Origin of the sequence: Streptomyces sp. A5-4, from assembly GCF_051131715.1 — a bacterium.
Classification (GTDB): Bacteria; Actinomycetota; Actinomycetes; order Streptomycetales; family Streptomycetaceae; genus Streptomyces.
In genome coordinates this window covers 8,671,202-8,690,233 of record NZ_CP178591.1, presented here as the reverse complement: position 1 = coordinate 8,690,233, position 19,032 = coordinate 8,671,202, and the positions used below count along the sequence as shown (strand labels likewise).

General features: G+C 69.3%; 19 protein-coding genes and 1 pseudogene. 13 read left to right on the top strand and 7 right to left on the bottom strand.

The window, feature by feature from the left end:
* The first annotated feature begins 11 nt into the window (after positions 1-11).
* From ACLLJJ_RS40610 to ACLLJJ_RS40595, 4 genes are read left to right on the top strand one after another with little or no spacing between them, the layout of a single operon-like run.
* Positions 12-515 (top strand): RNA polymerase sigma factor, encoded by a 504-nt coding sequence (locus ACLLJJ_RS40610; protein WP_434600664.1) that lies wholly within the window; start codon positions 12-14, stop codon positions 513-515.
* Positions 512-1,330: a zf-HC2 domain-containing protein gene (locus ACLLJJ_RS40605; protein WP_434599835.1), complete on the top strand. Its 819-nt coding sequence runs from the start codon at positions 512-514 to the stop codon at positions 1,328-1,330. The genes ACLLJJ_RS40610 and ACLLJJ_RS40605 overlap by 4 nt, the downstream gene beginning before the upstream one ends.
* Positions 1,327-2,157, top strand: a complete 831-nt coding sequence (locus tag ACLLJJ_RS40600) for an ABC transporter ATP-binding protein (protein ID WP_434599834.1) — start codon at positions 1,327-1,329, stop codon at positions 2,155-2,157. The genes ACLLJJ_RS40605 and ACLLJJ_RS40600 overlap by 4 nt, the downstream gene beginning before the upstream one ends.
* Entirely contained in the window at positions 2,154-2,651 is a 498-nt protein-coding gene (locus tag ACLLJJ_RS40595; protein WP_434599833.1) for a hypothetical protein, read from the top strand. The genes ACLLJJ_RS40600 and ACLLJJ_RS40595 overlap by 4 nt, the downstream gene beginning before the upstream one ends.
* Positions 2,652-2,803: 152 nt before the next feature.
* On the opposite strand, the gene ACLLJJ_RS40590 is transcribed toward ACLLJJ_RS40595, so the two are convergent.
* From ACLLJJ_RS40590 to ACLLJJ_RS40580, 3 genes are all read right to left on the bottom strand, one after another.
* Complete coding sequence (locus ACLLJJ_RS40590) at positions 2,804-3,388, bottom strand: chorismate mutase (protein ID WP_434599832.1); 585 nt, start codon at positions 3,386-3,388, stop codon at positions 2,804-2,806.
* Between the two features lie 224 nt (positions 3,389-3,612).
* The gene (locus ACLLJJ_RS40585) at positions 3,613-5,655 is read right to left on the bottom strand and encodes a CocE/NonD family hydrolase (protein ID WP_434599831.1); all 2,043 of its coding nucleotides are present in this window, start codon (positions 5,653-5,655) and stop codon (positions 3,613-3,615) included.
* Positions 5,656-5,704: 49 nt separating this feature from the next.
* Positions 5,705-7,012: an ATP-grasp domain-containing protein gene (locus tag ACLLJJ_RS40580; protein WP_434599830.1), complete on the bottom strand. Its 1,308-nt coding sequence runs from the start codon at positions 7,010-7,012 to the stop codon at positions 5,705-5,707.
* A gap of 394 nt (positions 7,013-7,406) precedes the next feature.
* Between ACLLJJ_RS40580 and ACLLJJ_RS40575 the strand changes: the two genes are divergently transcribed.
* The gene (locus ACLLJJ_RS40575) at positions 7,407-8,069 is read left to right on the top strand and encodes an enoyl-CoA hydratase/isomerase family protein (RefSeq protein ID WP_434600663.1); all 663 of its coding nucleotides are present in this window, start codon (positions 7,407-7,409) and stop codon (positions 8,067-8,069) included.
* A 178-nt stretch (positions 8,070-8,247) separates the two neighbouring features.
* Here ACLLJJ_RS40575 and ACLLJJ_RS40570 read toward each other — a convergent pair whose 3' ends face one another.
* Positions 8,248-8,877: a glyoxalase gene (locus ACLLJJ_RS40570; RefSeq protein WP_434599829.1), complete on the bottom strand. Its 630-nt coding sequence runs from the start codon at positions 8,875-8,877 to the stop codon at positions 8,248-8,250.
* 437 nt (positions 8,878-9,314) lie between these two features.
* On the opposite strand from ACLLJJ_RS40570, the gene ACLLJJ_RS40565 reads away from it, so the two are divergent.
* The gene (locus ACLLJJ_RS40565) at positions 9,315-9,986 is read left to right on the top strand and encodes a hypothetical protein (protein WP_434599828.1); all 672 of its coding nucleotides are present in this window, start codon (positions 9,315-9,317) and stop codon (positions 9,984-9,986) included.
* A 96-nt stretch (positions 9,987-10,082) separates the two neighbouring features.
* Positions 10,083-10,523 (top strand): annotated as a pseudogene (locus tag ACLLJJ_RS40560) (DUF2690 domain-containing protein); the annotation flags it as partial.
* A gap of 71 nt (positions 10,524-10,594) precedes the next feature.
* Here the strand turns inward: ACLLJJ_RS40560 and ACLLJJ_RS40555 are convergent.
* The 3 genes from ACLLJJ_RS40555 to ACLLJJ_RS40545 form a co-directional block, all read right to left on the bottom strand.
* On the bottom strand, positions 10,595-10,774 hold the full coding sequence (locus ACLLJJ_RS40555; protein WP_434600662.1) for a helix-turn-helix domain-containing protein: 180 nt from the start codon (positions 10,772-10,774) through the stop codon (positions 10,595-10,597).
* A 220-nt stretch (positions 10,775-10,994) separates the two neighbouring features.
* Complete coding sequence (locus ACLLJJ_RS40550) at positions 10,995-12,413, bottom strand: DEAD/DEAH box helicase (RefSeq protein WP_434599827.1); 1,419 nt, start codon at positions 12,411-12,413, stop codon at positions 10,995-10,997.
* A 250-nt stretch (positions 12,414-12,663) separates the two neighbouring features.
* Positions 12,664-13,272 carry a TetR/AcrR family transcriptional regulator gene (locus ACLLJJ_RS40545; RefSeq protein ID WP_434599826.1) on the bottom strand — a complete coding sequence of 203 codons (609 nt, stop codon included), beginning with the start codon at positions 13,270-13,272 and terminating at the stop codon, positions 12,664-12,666.
* Positions 13,273-13,353: 81 nt separating this feature from the next.
* Between ACLLJJ_RS40545 and ACLLJJ_RS40540 the strand changes: the two genes are divergently transcribed.
* From ACLLJJ_RS40540 to ACLLJJ_RS40515, 6 genes are all read left to right on the top strand, one after another.
* Positions 13,354-14,106, top strand: coding sequence for an SDR family oxidoreductase (locus tag ACLLJJ_RS40540; RefSeq protein ID WP_434599825.1), 753 nt, complete (start codon positions 13,354-13,356; stop codon positions 14,104-14,106).
* An 830-nt stretch (positions 14,107-14,936) separates the two neighbouring features.
* On the top strand, positions 14,937-15,125 hold the full coding sequence (locus ACLLJJ_RS40535; RefSeq protein ID WP_434599823.1) for a hypothetical protein: 189 nt from the start codon (positions 14,937-14,939) through the stop codon (positions 15,123-15,125).
* Between the two features lie 13 nt (positions 15,126-15,138).
* Positions 15,139-15,834 (top strand): hypothetical protein, encoded by a 696-nt coding sequence (locus tag ACLLJJ_RS40530; protein ID WP_434599822.1) that lies wholly within the window; start codon positions 15,139-15,141, stop codon positions 15,832-15,834.
* Positions 15,831-16,817 carry a DUF6895 family protein gene (locus ACLLJJ_RS40525; RefSeq protein WP_434599820.1) on the top strand — a complete coding sequence of 329 codons (987 nt, stop codon included), beginning with the start codon at positions 15,831-15,833 and terminating at the stop codon, positions 16,815-16,817. The genes ACLLJJ_RS40530 and ACLLJJ_RS40525 overlap by 4 nt, the downstream gene beginning before the upstream one ends.
* Complete coding sequence (locus ACLLJJ_RS40520; protein WP_434599819.1) at positions 16,814-17,737, top strand: DUF6895 family protein; 924 nt, start codon at positions 16,814-16,816, stop codon at positions 17,735-17,737. The genes ACLLJJ_RS40525 and ACLLJJ_RS40520 overlap by 4 nt, the downstream gene beginning before the upstream one ends.
* Positions 17,734-18,852, top strand: a complete 1,119-nt coding sequence (locus ACLLJJ_RS40515) for a serine hydrolase domain-containing protein (protein ID WP_434599818.1) — start codon at positions 17,734-17,736, stop codon at positions 18,850-18,852. The genes ACLLJJ_RS40520 and ACLLJJ_RS40515 overlap by 4 nt, the downstream gene beginning before the upstream one ends.
* The last annotated feature ends 180 nt before the right edge of the window (positions 18,853-19,032 follow it).

The following is a 19,032-nucleotide window of genomic DNA, read 5'->3' as shown; positions in this document are numbered from 1 at the left end:
TCGTCCAACTGGTGGCCAGGGGTGACCGCGCGGCGTTCGAGGAGCTGTACCGCCGCACCGCGCCGTGGATGGCGGTGCGGCTGCGCCGTCGCTGCGCCGACGAGCAGATCATCGCCGAGGTCATGCAGGAGACGTATCTGGCGGTGTGGCGCGCGGCGGGCGCCTTCGCGGGGTCCTCGGTGGGCGGGACGGCCGTCGGCCGGCTGTGGACGATCGCGGCGCGCCGCCTCGTCGACGCCTTCCGGCGCCGGGCTCACCACGCCGAGCCGCCGGCGGCCGCCGCTCTCCCCGACGCGGCGCCCGCCGCCGAGGAGGAAGTGCTCGCGGCGACCGTCGGCGGTGATGTCGGGGACGCGCTTCGCCACCTCGCGCCGGAGCTGGGGCAAGTACTGCAGGCCATGGTGCTCGACGGGTTGTCCGTCCGGGAGACCGCGGTCCTGCTCGGGTTGCCCGAGGGGACGGTCAAGACCCGTGCCCGCCGGGCCCGGATCGCTATGCGGAAGGCGCTGGCATGAGCATGGAACACGCGTCGATGCGGCTGATCGACCGGTACGCGCGCGGTGATACGCACATCGCCACCGACGAAGTGTGGGCCCTGGAAGCCCATTTGGAGACGTGCGAGGTGTGCCGGGACCGGCTGTCGGCCGCTCTCACGGCGGAGGCACCCGCCTTGGCGGCGCTGGTCGACACCGTGTGGTCCGACCTCGGGCCACAGGTGGCCGCCACCACCACAATGCCGCGCAGACGGCGCGCGCCGGCCCGGCTTTCGACGTGGCTGACGCCCCCGATGGCGCCGTGGCTGGCCATGATCGTGAGCGTGACGCTGCTCGCGCTGCTGCTCGACCTGGTCGGCACCGGCTCCGGCGAGGTGTCGCTGGTGCTGCTGCTCGCCCCGGTCCTGCCCGTGTTCGGCGTCGCGGCTTCGTGGTCGCGCGGCCTGGACCCGGCGCACGAACTGACCGTGTCCGCGCCGAGGGCCGGGCTCCACCTCGTACTGCGACGCACCGCGTCCATGCTCGTCGTGGTCCTGCCCGCACTGCTGGTGGGCGGATGGGTGACGGGGGTGATGGTGGCCCAGTGGCTGCTGCCCTGCCTGGCGTTCACCTCGGCGACCCTCGCGCTCGGCGGTGTCGTCGGCGTGACCCGCGCCGCCGTCGCCATGGTGGCCGCATGGGCCGCCGTGATCGTCGCGCCGAGCCTGGCCGCCAGCCGTACGACCTTCGCCCTGCAGACGGACGGCCTGCCCGTGTGGGCGCTGATCCTCACGCTCGGCATCGGAGTCGTGGCCGCCCGCAGGGGCGCGTACTCCGTGCTGGGAACTCATCGATGACCATCGGAAAGGACCACATGATGCCCGCGGTAAGCGCGGCTGAACTCGCACCAACGACCTACGCCTGGGAAATCCGGGCCACTGGGTTGAAGGTGAGAGTCTGCAGACAACGGATGGCCGTCGACGGGCTCGACCTGTCGCTGGGCACCGGCGTACACGGCCTCCTCGGTCCCAACGGGGCAGGCAAGACCACCCTCATCCGGGCGCTGGCCACCGTGCTGCGCCCCACCGAAGGCGTCCTGGAGCTGCTCGGGGAGCCCGCGAGCGGCAGCGGCGAGCACCGCGCGCTGCGCCGTCGGATCGGCTACCTGCCGCAGGAGTTCGGCTACTACAAGCGTTTCACGGTGCGCGAGTTCGTCGAGTACATGGCGTGGCTGAAGGAGATACCCAAGGCGGACATCCCGGCGGCGGTGCAGCGCGCTGTGGAGCGGGTCGGTCTGGCGGACCGTGCCGATGAGCGGATGAAGGCCCTGTCGGGCGGCATGGTGCGGCGGGTCGGGATCGCCCAGGCCATCGTCAACGACCCGTCGATCCTGCTGCTGGACGAGCCGACGGTCGGCCTGGACCCGGCGCAACGGCTGCGCTTCCGCGGGCTGTTGCAGCAGCTCGGGACGGACACCTGCGTGGTGGTCTCCGCCCATCTCGTGGAGGACGTCGCCGCTGCCTGCACCGACGTGGTGCTCCTCTCCGAGGGCCGACTGGTCTTCCAGGGCACCCCGGACGAACTGGCCGCGGCGGGCGGCCCCGAACACGTGGGCGACAGTCCGCTGGAGCGCGGCTATTCGGCGCTGCTCCTCAACCCCCAGCAGGCAAGGGGCACCTGGTGAACGTTCGTATCCTGCGCATCGAGCTGAGGCGCTGTGTCGCCCCGTGGGCCGGCATCGTGGTCCTGGCGATCTCGCATCCAGCGGATGGCGGCCGTCCGGTCCAACGCGACGTCCTGGCCGCCGAGGCCGATCGAGGCCGACGTCGACGGAGGGCAGTGCACGTGCTGCTCATCGGCTCGGTCGTCGCCACGGCGTTGCTGGTGGTGCAGGCGATGGGCGGGGACCTGGCCGCCACCGCGTTCGTCGTCCGGGACAGCGCGGGGCTGATGGGGCTCGTCGCCATCGGGGCGGCCGTGTGCGGGGCGCAGTACGCGTGGACCCTGCCGATCGCCTGGCTGTCGCTCTCGATCTTCGCCCCGCCTCCGACGAATATGCCGATGCAGGTGGCGAGTTGGATGGTGCTGCCGCCCGGCACCGCGGCGGGCACTTGGACGGCCCTGGTACTCGCCGTCGTCGGCACCGCGGCCTACGCCGTCGCGGGACCGAGGCGGTAGCACAGCGGCCGCTTCGGTATCTGCGGCAGCGATCCACTGACCGGCGGACACACCGCGATGCTCGCCAGGGTCGACATCCTGATCGAGCTCTGGAAGCCCGACCGTCAAAAGAAGTTGCAGGCCGGAGCCACCGGCTTCGCGGGGACCACCAGCTACTTCCAGAACACGCCCTGGGCGCAGACGGAGCCCAGTGCCCGGGTCAGCGCCTGCGCGCGGAGGCGGTCGAAGTGCCGGTCGCGCCGTACGAGCGCCTTGGTGGCCGTCAGCGTGCCGCCGCAGGAGGGAGCCGCGCGTGCTGCCGCGGAGTCCGCGATCGCCCGGACCAGATCGGCACTGACGCGGTTGATCTCCCGGCGCACCTCTGTGAGGTCCGGGCTGCTCTCCGGCGCGCGGGAGGAGTCCGCGTCCCAGCGGGTGTGCAGAGCGCGCTGGACCTCCTTGTTCGCGTCGATCTGGTCGCGGAAGATCCGTACCGTCGTGTCCGGATCGGCCCCCGCCTCCCCTGCCTGGCGCGCCGCCGTGGCCAGAACCTGCTTCTCGCGGAGCGGGTCGTCGACGGGGCTGCCCGTGAACCACTTTGGCGGCGGCGACGAGTTCCGCCGTGGCGAGGCGCTGTGCCGAAAGGTCGACGAGCGGGCGGAGCCGGGTGTGCCCGCCGTAGTTCGTCTCAGTACCAGGAGCGGCCCAGGACGAGGCGGCCTCGGCCGGGCCGACGAGGAACACGGCCATGACTGCACCGCCGGTCAGTAGGCATCTTGTCTACGCGGTCGGTCACATGGCGCCGATCGTACGGCCCCGGCCCGGCCGCGTTCGACGTTGCGCGCGGGTCGGCCGCGGTCGGGTCGGGCGCCACCCGACCCGACCGCGCGGGGCACCGGCCTCGTGTTCCGTCGCGCCGGACATGCCCACATGCGCGTACGGAGGCCCTGCCGCCCGTGCCTGCGCGACTCCGTGTCAGCTCCTACAGGCCGTCCCTGGGCAGCGTCTCGTTCCACGTCCGGGAGAAGACCCGGCGGTGCCCCTCGTAACCGTCCAGGGTCGCGTTGATGAAGAACTCCGTCTCGCTGCACCGCAGGACCGTCCTGGTCTCCACGCGTACGTTCCAGTCGTCGCGCCGGAACCGCATGGTCCAGGCGGACTCGCCACTGACCGAGGTGAAGTCGTCGGCGATCGCGTCGTACCGCTCATAGGCGCGCAGCCCGACGTCGAGGCCGATGTCCTCGTGACGCACGACGCCGCGGTCCTTGAGGATCTCCAGCACGGACTTGTACTTCACCAGATCGCGGCTGACCTCCCAGCTTCCTTCCGGGGCGACCAGCTGGGTGTTGATCAGCGGCTGCGTGCCCTCCGGTTCGCCGAAGGGCTTCTGCGGGAGTTCGTCGGGCTCGCCGACCGGGCGCACCGGCAGGGTCAGGGAGCTCGTCCCCTCGTGGACGCTGAGCATGACCGGCCTGGGCGGCGGCCAGGCGAGCGGCCAGTAGGACGTGGACAGCGACAGCCGGATGCGGTGGCCGGGCGGAAACACCTGGGCCACTCCGTTGAGCTGGACAGTGGCCCGGTAGCGGCGGCCTGGCTCCAGCACCTCGGGGGCGCCGGTGCCGTCGCGGTGCGTGAGGTTGAGGATTCCGTACGTCACGCGGGTGGCCGGGCCGTCGGGCGACACGTCGGACAGTCGGGCGACGACCGTGGCGATCGGTTCACTCACCGACAGTTCGAGTTCGACTGTGGGCGAGCCCAGGATCTCCACCTGCTCGGTCAGCAGGTCCGAGTCGAAGACCAGCGAGCCGCCATCCTCCTCCCGCTGGTCGTACGGCAGGTCCGGCGGGGCGTTGTACGAAGCCCATTTGCCGCCGAACTGGCCCACCGACAGCGGCGACTGGATGGTCATCGCCTCGTCCGGCCCACTCTCGCCGTGGGACGGGGCCTCACCGGGAGCGCCGATGCGGTGCCGGGTGAGCGGATGAGTCCGCGGCTCGATGTGCGGGGACGGCCAGCTGGGCTCGCCGACCCAGCGGCCGGGACGCTGTTCGTAGGAGGTCGACGGCGGCACGCTTTCCTGCATCCAGGCCTGCAGCATGGGGCCGTCCATGACCCCGTTGTCGACGCCCTTGAGCCAGTGGTCCCACCAGCGCACCAGCTCCTGGAGATAGCCGATGGCAGGACCCGGCTCGCCCAGATGGGGGAACTTGTGCGACCACGGGCCGATCAGCCCCTTGCGCGGCACGTCCAGGTTCCCCAGGAGCCGGGTCACCGCGTTGGAGTAGCCGTCCGCCCACCCACTGGAGGCGAGGACGGGGCAGCGTACGGCCTGGTAGTCCTCACACACCGAGGCGTGCCGCCAGTAGTCGTCGCGCCGCTGGTGGCGCAGCCACTGAAGGATCCACGGGCGGGTGTTCTCCATGCGCTCGTGCCACATGGCGCGCCATTCGTCGCCGACCAGGGCCGGGTCCGGCGGGCAGGTGGCGTAGGCGAACATGGTGCCCGCCTCCGCGAGGTTGTCCGAGAGCAGCGCACCACCCATGTAGTGCATGTCGTCCGCGTACCGGTCGTCCGTGAAGGACGAGATGGCGATGGCGCGCAGGCTCGGCGGCTGCCGGGCGGCGACCTGCAGGGCCGCGAACGCACCCCAGGAAATACCCATCATGCCCGTGGCCCCGTCGCACCAGGGCTGGTCGGCCAGCCAGGCGAGGATGTCCTCCGCGTCGCGCTGCTCCTGCTCCAGGTACTCGTCCCTGAGCACCCCCTGCGACTCGCCGGTGCCGCGCAGGTCGACGCGTACGCAGGCGTATCCGTGGCCCGCGATGTACGGGTGGTGGATCGAATCGCGTACGGACGTCAGGTCGCGTTTGCGGTACGGGATGTACTCCAGCACCGCCGGCACCGGCTCCGTGTCCGATGAGGTGGGGCGCCAGATGCGCGCCGAGAGTAGGGTGCCGTCGGACATGGGGACGGTGACGTGCTCTTCTTCCTTGGTCGCGCAGGGCAGGTTGCTCACGAAACGCATAGGGCTTACCGGCTCCTTGATGTGCGGGGGTGGTGCGGCGCTGCTCGGTTCAGACGTTCTTCTGGTCCCGGCCGCCGGGCGAGGTCCGGTCGAAGGTGAGATTCAGGGCAGCCACGCAGCGGTCGTACTTCTCGCTCAGGTTCTTCTCACTGTGCCCACCGGTGAAGATGTGCGCGAGTTCGTAGCTGTAGCTGTCCTGCTGGGGTATGCGCGACAGCCGCTGTCCTTCGGGCGGCACCACGTCGACGACCACACCGGGAATCTCCCGTTCGATGCGCTCGATGTCTTCCTCGGTGGGCACGCTGTGCACCACACCGTCGGCGAACCAGCGGTAGTACCACTTGGCGGCCGTCTCGTAGCGGCCGGCGCGGTGCGGCAGGCTCGGGTCCTTGCCGAGTGCCAGGCTGACCATGCAGTGGTGGTTGGGGGCGCCGTCGACGTATTCGAAGAGTTCGGCGTGCGACTGCGAGTGCCGGGGGTTGATCTCCAGCACGTTGATGTCGTCGGTCTGCGGGTCGTAGAAGAACTCAATGCTGAACGTCGCCGCCTCCATGCCGATTTGGCGCATGACGCGCTCGGACACGTCGTGCAACCGCCGGATCACGGGCTCGGGCAGCGTCGAGGGGTACTGGTGGCGCAGGAAACTGGAGCTGTTCGGGTAATTGATGGAATCCAGTACGCCATAGACAGTGACCTCGCCGTTGTGGACGTATCCCTCCACGGCGACCTGGATGCCCGTCAGTGCTTCCTCGGCCAGACAGACCATGCCGCCCACCCCGTCCATCTCCGGCGGCAGCTCAAGCCGGTCGAGTATGTACTCGAAGGGGCGACCGACGCGGGATATCCCTTCGCGTATCTCGGCGACCGCCTCCAGGAACTCCTCCTGGTTCTTGACGCCGAAGGCCAGTTCGGAGGAGTACGCCAACGCGGGCTTGAGCCACATCGGGAAGCTCACGCCCTCCGGTGGCTTCGGCTCGGTCGCCTCCAGGTCGACCATTCCGAAGCGCGGATGCGCGTCGACGGCCTTCTGCTGCTCCAGTCGGCTCCAGTACTTGTGCTCGCACTTGACGATCGACTCCAGGCTGGTGCTGCGCGTGCCGTAGCGCTCGCTGAGGATCGGCACGAGTGTGCTCACGGGGAAGTCCCAATAGCCGACGATCGCGTCGATATTTCCGTCGAAGGCGTCCAGGGTGTGCTGCGCCTTCTCCAGCAGATCGGGTACGGACACCTCGCCCTGCTGCAGCTCTTCAATGGTCAGGAGCTGATGGAACCGGTAACCCCGCGCGTCGGGCACGCCTTGCAGAGTGGGCAGATTGGCCTCGTCGAGGCCAATGACGAAGATGTTTTTCATTTGCATGGAAACCCCCTGGTAGTGGCGTTCGGGTTGGTCCATTCCGCGTACCCGACCGCGCCCCGCTTACTCCCTGTCCCTGCCGACGGCTCGGGTACCGGGGTGCGGCTCCTGATGTGGGCGCACTGCGCGGTGATGCGAGTCGGCCGGGATCCAGAACATCGCCGCGCACACCACCGACCGTCGACGCGAATACGGCGGAGCCATCACCTCGGCCACGTCACACGCTGCCCGCGACGCGGGATACGCAACCGCGGTCCCGCCGACCCCGACGTACGGCCCAGTCCTCGGCATTTCGCAGATGGCAAGGAATAATTGGGACGTTTCGCTGTGACGGGGGCAACAGCTATCTGCGCATGACGGCAATAACGGGACAGCATGGCCCACGTCATGCACGGTCCTGACCTCGCAGGACCCCGATGTCAGGGTGCTGGTGCTCAGCGGCGCCGGGGACGATTTCTGCCTGGGCGGGGACCGCAACGAGTTCGCCGACTGGCTCGACGAGGACCCCACCGGACGCGGCATCCGGATCGCCGGCGACAAGGCCCGCCGGGTCTGCGAGGCGATCTCCACCCATCGGGCCGTCACCATCGCCAGGGTGCAGGGAAAGGCCATCGGCGCGGGCCTGGCACTCGCCCTCGCCTGTGACCTGCGGGTCGGCGCCGACACCGCCGGATTCAGGCTGCCGGAGCTGGCGCTCGGTCTGCCCACCGCCTGGGGCGGGGTGCTGCCGCGGCTGATCCACGAGGTCGGCGCCGCGCGGGCCCGCGAACTCATCCTCACGGGACGGTCCTTCGACGCCGCCGCGGCGTATGAACTGTCCATCCTGCAACGGGTCGTGCCCGAAGAGGGCCTCGACGACGCCGTCACCGCCTGGTCGAAACCAATCGTCCGCCGCCCCGAGGCCGCCCTGCGCGTCACCAAGGCGCTGCTCAACTCGTACGCCGCCGCGACCCGCCTCGCCGACCCCTCCCCCCTGGACGCCGAACTCATGGCCTCGGTCGCCGCCGCGACCCGCCGGACCCGTAACGCCGGCGGGACGAGCCCGGTGCCGATCCGGTAGGCCACCACAGAGGGTCGTCGCGAGATTTTGGTGCGTCATCGTGAGGGAGAACCCCTGACGGAATACCTGTCCGATGCCCCTTCGTGAGCTCGGATGAGGGCCGGCCCGACACGGATATCGAGGCGCCTGTGCGGCTCCGGCCAGGACAGCAGCCAGGCCCCCGCTGCGCCAAGGACGATCAGTTCGGGGATGACGCCGACGAGGGGGCCTCCCATGCGAACCCGTCGGGATCGGTGAACGGCCCGGCATCGCTGCCAATCACGAGCCGGTGCGATCCCGTGCCGTCGACAGGGACGCCGGCATCCTTGGCGAGGGCACGGCGCCCGTACAGCGCCAGCTTGACGGGACTCGTCGGAGTGGCGAACTCGACGTACTTCCGGCCGAAGCTCTTCGCCACGGCGAGACCCCGGTCGACGTAGAACCGCTTGCTCGCGGCCATGTCCGCGACTCCCATCAGGAGCACGATCTCATCGATCTGCCGGGTGTCCGGCCCGGTGTCCTTCTTCGCCGAGGTGGCGACCTTCCAGATCGTCCCGTCCGGCGCCCGCACCACGCCGCCATAGCCCCAGAAGGACTTCGCGGCGGGCTTCAGCAGCGTGGCACCGGCGTCGACGGCGGCGTCGACGAGACCTTTCACAGTGGCCGGCTGGGACACCGTGAGCGACAGTGTGAACCCGCGAAAGCCGGTCGTCGGCGCCTCGGAGGCCCGCAGGCGTACCTGCGTTTCCAACCCGAATGCGGTGGTGTAGAAGCGGTTGGCGGCCGTGGGGTCGGCCACGTCGAGGGTGACGGATTCGATGGTTGCCATGGCCATCACGCTAGATGCGTACCGGCGAGAGCGCTTCTCGATTCCTGACCGATGGCGGAGGAGGTTTTGAGCCGTTCCCTGGCCCTCGCCGACGGTTCTCGCCTCCTGGTCACGCCTTTGGAGCCTGCATCCACTCGTGTGCGTAGCGCAGCGGAGGGTACGGGAAACACTGCGGCAAAATATGGGGAGGCGACCCTACGGTGGCCTCCCCGGCGCAGCCAGTGCCTACCCGGCGGAGAGCACGTAACTTCTGGCTCCACACGGCATGCCAGACCTGATGGCCGGGAGGGTCAGCACGGAAGGGAAGCTCAAATAGCAGACGGAGTTGACCGATGGTCCCGTCCGCGACCGACTCACACACCGAAGAACCTGAGATCTGACGCATCGTCAAAACATGTGTGCTGATACGAGCCAGGAGCAGCCCTTAAGGTGTTCGGATGGTCGAACGCGATGCAAGGAAAATACCGGTGGTACTGCCCGCCCACGCCATCGAGGTCGGAACCGAAGCGCTCGACGGGCCGGCACGAAACTCGGTGGGCGGCCGGCCGTTCCTGGACCATCCTCAGGAATGGCCCGAGTGTTTTTGCGGCGACCGGATGACCTTGTTCTTCCAACTTGACGTGCCCCCGGACCTGGACCACTTCGGCGGAGACCATCTGCTCGTCTTCCACTGCCGCACCCACAACGACGCATCCGACCCGCAGACGGCCGCCGGCCGACTCGTGCCTCGGTACTGGGACGCTCCGCACCCGCCCTACCCGCGTCCGTTCTGGCGCGTACTGCTCCAGCGTCACGCGACGCTGCCTGCGGCAGAGGCCGAACCGACCCTGTGCGCTCTGCCACTGACGCTGCGGCCCTTCGTGGACTCCCCCGACCCGCACGGATGCGGAGCCCAGACGTTCAAGGTCGGTGGCACCCCGTCCTGGGCACAGAGTCCTGAGCACTACACATGCGCGTGCGGCGCCGACCTCGTGTACATCTGCCAAGTGCCGGAAGACATGGAATTCGGCGACGACACCGACGGGCTGTTCCTCGGGAACGAGATCTACCTGCTGGCTTGCCCTAACCACTGCGACCCTGCGGCGGTCTGGCCGGTGAACCAGAACTGACGGCTCGGGCCGCGGCCACCATGCCCCTCACGCCATTCGCGCGAAGAGCTTCACACCGAAGGCTCATGAGTAGGGTCGGGATGTGACCCCGTAAGACTGGGTAGGTCCCGGGGGACGCCGCGCGATAGAGGGGGACCCCGTAAAGTCGAGAGTTCTGTTCGTCCTGCTTGCCGTGCTACCGCTGCTGGGATTGGTCGCTCCAGCCCAGGAGCGGAGGCCGCAGGCCCGTATCACGGCCAATCGCCCTACAAAGTGATCAACGGCCGTTCCTGCAACTCCGACGCATCCACCTTCGACACCGCGGAAATCGTCCGGGGTGACGGCGTCTACGGCACCCTCCAGTACCGGCGAAATTTCAGGTGCAACACGGCGTGGGCCTTTGTGAACTTCGGCGCGAAGCTCGATGCAGGCGAGTACGGGAACGCGCTGATTCGCCGCGCAGGGCCAAACGGCACCCACAAACTCGCCTTCAGCTGCGACACCGCCAACGGCAACAAACACGTCCAAGCCGGTCAGACCACCTGCTACACGCCGATGATGAGTCGTCAGTACTCACAGTGGGTGGAGGGCTACCTCTACCACAGGAACAGCGCCGGAGCCTGGGTCACTCACGCCTTCCCTCGACGAGGTGGGTTCCCGGTTCCTGAGTGCGAAGCGCGGAGCTGGTCAAGGCCGATGCGCTGGCGGCCGGTCTCGAGGCGGCTCAGGGTCGAGGGGCTCAGGCGGGCGCGCTCGGCGAGATTGTCGAGGGACCAGCCGCGCGCCCGCCTCAGGCTCCTGAGGCGCATGCGGACCGTGCTGTCCGGACCGGTTTCTTGCGTCACATGCAAGAGAGTACGCGTCTTGTGCAAGGCAGGCGAGCGCGGACAGGTCCTCAGCGGGCAACTGCTCGTCGAGGTGCGAGCGCAGTTTCTCCAGGAAGATCAGTGCGTCCGCAACGTCGGCCCGTCTGAGAAGCAGACGCTCGGGCGACCCACCGCGCCCCCGGACCGGCAGGTTCGTCCAGCGTCAGCGGCCCTTGCGTACCCGGGCCGCCGCGCGGGCTTCCGCCGTCTTGCGAGCATCGGCGGCCTTACGCGTCTCCTTGGCGGGGCGCCCCGGGCGGGTGCCGATGCCGCGGAAGGCGGCGTTTCCGCCGGTGGTCTTGACTCCGACGGGCGGGCGCTTCGCCCCGGTAATGGTGGTCAGCTCCTCCGCACCGGAGCGCACCTGGGTAACGGTCGGCCGGATTCCCGCCTCGGACATCATTCGGTTCACGTCGCGCCGCTGGTTGGGGGTGACCAGGGTGACCACGCTCCCGGACTCTCCGGCGCGCGCCGTGCGCCCGCCCCGGTGCAGATAGTCCTTGGCATCGGCCGGAGGGTCGACGTTGACGACAAGGTCGAGCGCGTCGATGTGAATGCCCCGCGCCGCCACATTGGTGGCGACCAGGACGTTGATCTCCCCCTCCTTGAACTGGGCGAGCGTGTGCGTGCGCTGCGGCTGCGACTTCCCGCTGTGCAGGGCGCCGGCCCGTACACCACTGGCCCGCAGGTGACGCGTGAACTGGTCCACACCGGCCTTGGTGTCCAGGAACATCAGTACGCGGCCGTCGCGGGCGGCGATCTCGGTCGCGGTCGCATGCTTGTCTGCGGCGTGGATGTTCAGCACGTGGTGTTCCATCGTGGTGATCGAGGCCGCCACGCGGTCGACCGAGGCGAGCACCGGGTCGTGCAGGTAAGTGCGCACCAGCTGGTCGACGTTGCGGTCGAGTGTGGCCGAGAACAACAGCCGCTGCCCGTCGGGGCGGACCTGGTCCAGGATTTCCGAAACCTGCGGCAGGAACCCCAGGTCGCACATCTGGTCCGCCTCGTCCAGCACCGTGATCCGCACGTGGTTCAGGAGGCAGTCGCGGCGCGACACCAAGTCGGTCAGCCGCCCCGGCGTCGCGATGAGCACGTCGACGCCGGTCCGCAGCAGCGCCACTTGACGGTTGATCGACAGCCCGCCGACCACCGTCGCCAGTCGCACATTCAGCGTCTGCGCGTACGGCGTCAGCGCGTCGGCCACCTGCTGCGCGAGCTCCCGGGTCGGCACCAGAACCAGTCCGAGCGGCCGCTTCGCCTCCGCTCGCAGGCCTGCTGTCCGGACGAGGAGCGCGAGGCCGAACGCGAGCGTCTTGCCGGAGCCGGTCCGGGCGCGGCCAAGAACGTCGCGGCCGGCCAGTGCGTTGGGCAGGGTGGCCGCCTGGATCGGGAAGGGCTCCTTAACCCCGAGGCCGATCAGCGTCTCCATCAGCTTCGGCGGCAGCCCGAGCGCTTCGAAGGACTCGGCCGGCGGCAGGCCCGGGACCACCGTCTGCGGCGTCGCGATCTCACCCTGCGGCGCTGTCGCCCGTTGGGTCTTGCCTGCACGGGATTGTCCAGGGGCCGGCGGCTTCGCGTTCATGGGGAACCTTCCTCGATAGGGCGCCCGGAACGAGCCGGGGTCCGTACCCCTCGGTACGGACCCCGGCGACATCGAAGCGTCCTGCCATTTTACCAGCGGGCGGGCGAGGCGGCGCCAGCTCATCGCCCCGCCTGCCTGTGGGCAACCCCCCGGATGCCAGCCCGTATACGCACGGGATCACATAGCCTGTCGGCGCTGTCTCCTTCGAGGTCCTGGCCGAGGCGTGAACCGACCGCCCGTGGTGGTGCGTTCAGGTCCCGGCGACCTCTTCGGGCCAGGCCCGCATGGCGAGTTCCGCGACCGCTTCCAGCTCCGCCCGGCTCGCACCGTCCCGCGCCTGGTGCGACATCCCCTGAACGACGACTCCCGTATAGCGCGCGAGCACACCCGCATCGGCGTGGGCGGGCAGCACCCCCGCGGTGACGTCCACCTGGATCCGCCGTTGGAATTCCCGCACATTCTGGATGCGCTGCTCCCGCAGCGCATCCACGACCTGGGTCGACGTGCAGTTCTCGCCGGCGCTGATCACCAGGCAGCCAGGTGGGTGGCTCGGGTCGGTGTACTCCCACGCCGCCTCGTGCAGCAGCCGCGCGACACCGCGACGTGCGGTCGGCTCTTCGTCCATCACCTGGGCGCCGAAGGTGCCGTAGGTGGCCCCGTAGGTCTCGACCACCTCCGCGAAGAGTGCCCGCTTGTCCCCGAACGCGGCGTAGAGGCTCGGTGCACCGATGCCCATCACGCGCGTCAGGTCCGCGATCGAGGTCGCTTCGTAGCCCTGCGCCCAGAAGGCCAGCGTCGCCTGCTGGAGGGCCGCCTTCCGGTCGAAGGATCGCGGCCTGCCGCGCTGCTTCGTTTCCATTCATCCATTCTATAACGCTCGCTACTGAACATGCTACGGTCCTTTCTGTAGCGATCGATAGACAAGAAAGGGGGCGCAGCCATGGGCTCGCTCACGGGAAAGACGGCACTGGTCACCGGCGGCAGCAGGGGCATCGGACGGGGAATCGCCGAGCGGCTGGGCCGGGACGGAGCGGTAGTCGGAGTGCACTACGGCAGCAACGAGACGGCGGCCAAGGAAACCGTGGCCACCATCGAGGCAGCGGGCGGCACCGCCTTCGCCCTCGGCTCGGAACTGGGGGTGCCGGGGGACGCGGCCGCCCTCTGGGCAGCCTTCGACCAGCACGCGGACGGCCTCGACATCCTGGTCAACAACGCGGGGATCGGCACGTCACAGGCGTTCGCGGAGATCGGGGAGGCGGAATTCGACCGGGTGTTCGCCGTCAACACCAAGGCACCTTTCTTCCTCACCCAGTTGGGGCTCGACCGGCTGCGGGACGGCGGGCGCGTCATCAACGTCTCGACGGGCCTCACGCACGCGGCGGCGATGCCGGATCTCATCGCCTACGCCATGTCCAAGAGCGCGCTGGACGTGTTCACCACATACCTGTCCAAGGTGCTGGGCGGCAGGGGAATCACCGTCAACGCGGTGGCGCCCGGCATCGTGGACACCGACATCAACGCGGATTGGCTGCGTACGAGCAGCGAGGCCTGGGCGGGAGCGGCCGCCATATCCGCCCTGGGGCGGGTCGGCGCCCCGGCCGACATCGCCGACGTGGTGGCCTTCCTGGCCTCGGACGACAGCCGCTGGGTCACGGGCCACTGGCTCGACGCGACGGGCGGTTCGCTGGCCTAGCGCGAGCGTGAAGCGGCGTCCGGTGCCCGCGGATCCTGCGCTGGTCGCCGTACGGTGCTTCGCGGGCAAGCCTCTCGCGACCCGCCCGGTCATCGCCAGGGCCATCGCCCGCCGCGGCCACCGCGTGCCGCCCGTCGCCCTGACCACCATCGGCCTGCTCATCCTCACCAAAGGCGGCGCCTTCGGCCTCCGACTCACGGACGCGGCTCCCCGGACGACACACACTCATTGTTCGACGGAACGGGGCCGCTGGGCATCGCAGTTGGCTGCGCCTTCTCCGCGCCGAAGGCGCAGCCTGTCGCCTGTCCCACACCTCTCAACGTCAGAGCCCCGTATCGCTCAGGCAGTTTTGGAAATCGCGATGGCCGCCGCGGTAGCCGGCCAAGCCACAGCCCAGCTCGTCGAGGTCGACGTCAGCGAGATCGCTGTCCGGCCCACCACCCAGGCCGAGGGGAACGACTTCGGCGACCTGTCGTGACTACCGCGCAACTGGCGGCGCCGCCTGCTACCCCTCATCGTCCGGCCAGGCCACCCATTACCACTACCCCGCAGGGGTTTGTGCCGGCGACTGCGTTCGGTGCGCCTCGTTCAAACTTCGACGCGGGTTCCCGCCCCACTGAGGCTAGTTGAAGTTTTGTACGCTTTTGTCGCAATGATTCGCTTTGAAACTTTTGGGGTACATGGTGACTAGCGCGCACGACCTGGCGGAGGATCGCCCGCTCACGTTCTCCACAAAACCTGAGCAGTGAGGCTGCGCCGTCGTGCACGGCTCTTCATTTCCACCAACAGCGCATGCGGGACCGCAGCGCTTTCCAGAAGGAGATGGTGGCATGTCTTCCACTGATTCCACGCTCCGGGGCACCACCGAGGCCCTGGACATCGAGCTCGACGCGGCGCTGGACCCCGGAGAGACCGAGGGTGTCTACCGCGATACCCGCGAGAGCCTGGCCCTGGCTCTCATCGGCGGCTCCGGCGGCCTTCTGCTGTCGCCGCCGACCCCGCGGCCCAAGAAGGGCTGACTGGGCAATCACGATGCAGGAGCAGTCTGACACCTCCACCCCTCTGACGGGTGCGGTGCAGGAACTCGCTTCGGAGGTGGTCTCCGCCCTGCAGGGCGGAGACCACCGCTCCGCACTGCCCCGGGCCGACAGCCAGGGGCGCGACGAGAGGCTCACGCTGGCGGCACTGCGCGTCCTGGGCGCGGATGTCCTGCTGCCGACGGCCCTCTCCCCCAAGCAATCGGTCGACGAAGCCGGACTGGCCTTGATGGACAAGTCCCTCCTTGCCCACACCCCGTCCGCCGCGGCACCGGCGGCGGCACGGTGGAGCCACTGGGCCATGGGCCGTGCGGTCGAGCGACTGCGCACTCCCTCGACCGGCACGCCGGAGCCGGACACTCAATGGCTCCACGGCACGTCCTGGCAGGTACTGACTCATCAACTGGCCGTGCTGAGCGCGCTGGCCGTACCAGGCGCCACCTGCGGGGTGAGCCTCCTGGCCGCGAGCCGGCCTGTCGACCTGTCCCGCGGATTCGTCAGAGCGGTACGCCGACGCGACTGGCTGCAGGCCGCCGGAGCCGGGCGATGGCTGACGCTGCTCGAAGGCGTTCCACCGTCCCTGGGGCTGGATACGGGCCTGGAGTTCGTCGCCCAAATGGGCGCCTCGGACGCCCGGGTCGCGTTGCAGGTCCAGGCGGCCCGGACGCTGCGCCCAGGAGCGGCACAGTGACGTCCGGCATCCCCCGGGGCGTGGCCGAGGCGGCGGCGGCCTGGCTCTGGGAGAACCGCGAGGGTTTCTGCCTGGGCCAGGACGCCCTGGCATCGGACGGAGATGTGAACAGGACGTGGAAGCCGCTGGGTGAGCTGGCTCAGGTGTGCGTTCCCGTACTGCATCACACCCCTGCGGGCACCGTGCTCCACGAGAGTGCGGCCAGGCTGCTGGACTTCGCGTGGCAGGAGACCGAACAGGGCGCCGTAATACACGAGTTGCAGCGTCTGGAGCCCTTCGCGACCTACCCCCTGGAGATCTACGCCGCCTTCGCGTCCGGGGGCCTGCGGCACGCGGGTTTTGAGCAGGCCGCAGCGCTGGTGGCCGCCACCCGTGGGTGGCGGGGGTGGGAGCAGGTTCCCACGCGCAAGCTCGGTGTGCTCAACAGCGAGCGCCGCGCCGGGCTGGCGCAACATGACACGGTGCCGGCGGCCCTGGAGCGCACCTGGCTCGCCGGACTCGCCGAACCATGGGTGTTCGACCGGGAGGTGGGCTACACGCTGACGCACACGGTCTTCCATCTCACCGACTGGGGCCACGACGCGCGGGGTATCCCGCCTAATCTCGCCGAGTATCTGGAGCTGTGGCTGCCGGCCTGGCTGGCCACCTGCCTTGAGAACGACCAGTGGGACCTGAGCTGTGAACTCCTGGCGGTGGCCGCCAGCCTGCCCCGCTACTCCTTTCTTCCGGGCACAGACATCGCCTGGGAGGCCATCGCCGCAGCGCAGCAGGACGGCGCCCTGCCCGAGGTGGGCCCCGGACCACTCGGCCGGGCCGCGGTCCGGGATTTCACGCACTGCTACCACTCGACATTGATGGCCCTGTTCGCCGGCGCTCTCACCGGCGCCGCTCGCCCGTCAACGGAGCCCCCACACAGCCCGGTCGACGACGGTCGACGGCGACCAGGTCACGAAGAAGCGCTCGGGCAGGGAGTGACGACATGACCAGTACGCGGCTCATCCACGCTGTCGGCGCCGGCGCCATCGAGTGGCTGCACGCACACCGTGACGGATTCCGCCTGGAACTGGACGTCGACCCCGAGATCGGCTTCCTGGATCGCTTCAAGCCTGTCGGGGAACTGGCGCTGATCTGCGCGGTCCTGTTCCGCGAGGGGGTGTCCGGATCCCGGCAGACCACCCTCGCGCGCCAACTGATCGACCACGCCTGGCGGGAGGTCCTGGACGGCGGGAACATGCTGATGCGCGGTCACCGCACCGAGCCGACCTCGCCCATCCCCTTCGAGGTGTATCTACCGTTCAAGGAACTCGGCTACACCCACCCCGACATGGAACGGGCCGCCGCGCTCCACCACCGCCTGACCAGCTCGGCAGCGCTGGAGACGACAGCAGTACGCCGACTCGGGCTGTCCGCCTTCGAGGGCCGTTTCGGCCTGGAGCCGCGCACACCGATCGAGGACGCCACCGCCCGGACCTGGCTGGCCCACTCCCCCGAACCGTGGACGGTCGGGGCCCGTATCGGCTACGACATCACCCATACCGTCTTCCACCTCACCAACTGGGGTGAGAACGCGCAGGGTCTGCCTCGCCCGATCGCCGACTACCTCGCGCTGTGGCTACCTGCCTGGCTGGACGACTGGCTGGACCTGGGGCGATGGGACCTGCTGGGCGAACTGCTGGTCGTCGACGCGTGCATGCCGGAGCCGACCCTCGACGAACGCACCTGGGAAGGATTCGCCGCCGCCCAGCAGGCAGACGGAGCCATGCCGGCCGTGCTGGAGATCCCTCACGGCGACCCTCAGGACGTCTTCGACGTCGTCTACCACTCCACGCTCGTCGCAGCCTTCGCCTCCGTACTCGCGACGTCACGCACGCTGACCCGTCTTTCGTCACAGGCACAGGTATGACCTCACCCGCCCGCTGGCCCGTCGGGCCGCCACCGCAGGCCACCGCGTCGCTCGACCTGTCACCCGCCACCACCCCGTCGGCAAGCCTCGATTCGGACCCCGAGGTACTTGCCAGGACGCTGCGTGTCGCAGTGGACAGCGTGGACGCCCCCGACGTCGTCTTCGCCCTCTCCCAAAACGGCCACCGCCTCGTGCACAGCGGCGGCGCCGGCACACCACCGCCACTGCCCCGGGACCGGATGCGCTACGAACTCGGCTCGGCCTCCAAAACCTTCACCGGCCTACTGCTGGCCCACCTCATCCAGACAGGCCGCCTCACCGGCGGCGAAAGCGCCATCTCCTGTCTCGCGCCCGCCCGAGCACCCGGGGAGCACCCCATCACCCTGGCGCACCTCATCACCCACACCTCCGGGTTGCCACCGCTGCCTGCCGACTTCTACCCCCAGGCGCTCCCCCGCTGGTCCACGAACCCGTACGCCCACTATTCGCGCGCCCAGGCCGTCGCCGCGTTCCTGCGGGCCCACCCTCGTCACCGTCCGGGCGACCGCTGGCGCTACTCCAACTTCGGCGCCGCCACGCTCGGACACGCACTCGCGGCGGCAACCGCGACCCCCTGGGAAACCCTGCTCACCTCGCTGGTTCTGCGCCCCCTCTCCCTTACGGGCGTCACGCTGCAACCCACCCCCGACGGTTTCGACGCCACGGGTCACCGTGTCGACGGCGTCACCCCCACCCCACCCCTGCTCATCCCGGGATTCCGAGCAGCAGGCACCGTACGCTCCACCCCGCATGACCTGCTCACCTACCTCGAAGCCCATCTCCGGCCCGACAACCACCCGTTGGCGCAGGCGTTGAGCGCCGTACGCGCCCCTGTCCTGCGCCGAGGCCTCAGCCACCGCCACACCCACACCCTGACCTGGTTCCGCCACCCCACCGCCAACGGCCCCATGTACTTCCACAGCGGCGCCACCAGCGGCCAACAGGCCTTCCTCGGCTTTCACCCCGGCATCAATACCGCACTCGCGGCATTCGCCACCCGCCGCTTCCGCCGGGCGGACACCTTTGTCTCCACCGCCTACAACCTGCTCGCCCAAGAGGCCGTCAGCACGCAGTAAGTGGAAGAGATCGTGCCAAATCCACCGCGCGGCAAGAATCCTCGTGGCCGCGACTGCGCACCCGGTCGGCCGTCGCACTACCATCACCGAAATCCCCTGCGGAAGCGCCGACTTCAAGCCGATCCCGGTCACGCCGATGCGGTTCGGCCAAGAAGGTGCCCCGAGCCGATCCCGCTGCGG

Bases quoted from the DNA above. Each gene is read 5' to 3' on its own strand.
- ACLLJJ_RS40605 (WP_434599835.1), top strand. From the start codon at position 512: ATGAGCATGGAACACGCGTCGATGCGGCTGATCGACCGGTACGCGCGC.
- ACLLJJ_RS40600 (WP_434599834.1), top strand. From the start codon at position 1,327: ATGACCATCGGAAAGGACCACATGATGCCCGCGGTAAGCGCGGCTGAA.
- ACLLJJ_RS40585 (WP_434599831.1), bottom strand. From the start codon at position 5,655: ATGCGTTTCGTGAGCAACCTGCCCTGCGCGACCAAGGAAGAAGAGCAC.
- ACLLJJ_RS40580 (WP_434599830.1), bottom strand. From the start codon at position 7,012: ATGCAAATGAAAAACATCTTCGTCATTGGCCTCGACGAGGCCAATCTG.
- ACLLJJ_RS40570 (WP_434599829.1), bottom strand. From the start codon at position 8,877: ATGGCAACCATCGAATCCGTCACCCTCGACGTGGCCGACCCCACGGCC.
- ACLLJJ_RS40565 (WP_434599828.1), top strand. From the start codon at position 9,315: ATGGTCGAACGCGATGCAAGGAAAATACCGGTGGTACTGCCCGCCCAC.
- ACLLJJ_RS40555 (WP_434600662.1), bottom strand. From the start codon at position 10,774: ATGCGCCTCAGGAGCCTGAGGCGGGCGCGCGGCTGGTCCCTCGACAAT.
- ACLLJJ_RS40550 (WP_434599827.1), bottom strand. From the start codon at position 12,413: ATGAACGCGAAGCCGCCGGCCCCTGGACAATCCCGTGCAGGCAAGACC.
- ACLLJJ_RS40545 (WP_434599826.1), bottom strand. From the start codon at position 13,272: ATGGAAACGAAGCAGCGCGGCAGGCCGCGATCCTTCGACCGGAAGGCG.
- ACLLJJ_RS40540 (WP_434599825.1), top strand. From the start codon at position 13,354: ATGGGCTCGCTCACGGGAAAGACGGCACTGGTCACCGGCGGCAGCAGG.
- ACLLJJ_RS40535 (WP_434599823.1), top strand. From the start codon at position 14,937: ATGTCTTCCACTGATTCCACGCTCCGGGGCACCACCGAGGCCCTGGAC.
- ACLLJJ_RS40530 (WP_434599822.1), top strand. From the start codon at position 15,139: ATGCAGGAGCAGTCTGACACCTCCACCCCTCTGACGGGTGCGGTGCAG.
- ACLLJJ_RS40520 (WP_434599819.1), top strand. From the start codon at position 16,814: ATGACCAGTACGCGGCTCATCCACGCTGTCGGCGCCGGCGCCATCGAG.
- ACLLJJ_RS40515 (WP_434599818.1), top strand. From the start codon at position 17,734: ATGACCTCACCCGCCCGCTGGCCCGTCGGGCCGCCACCGCAGGCCACC.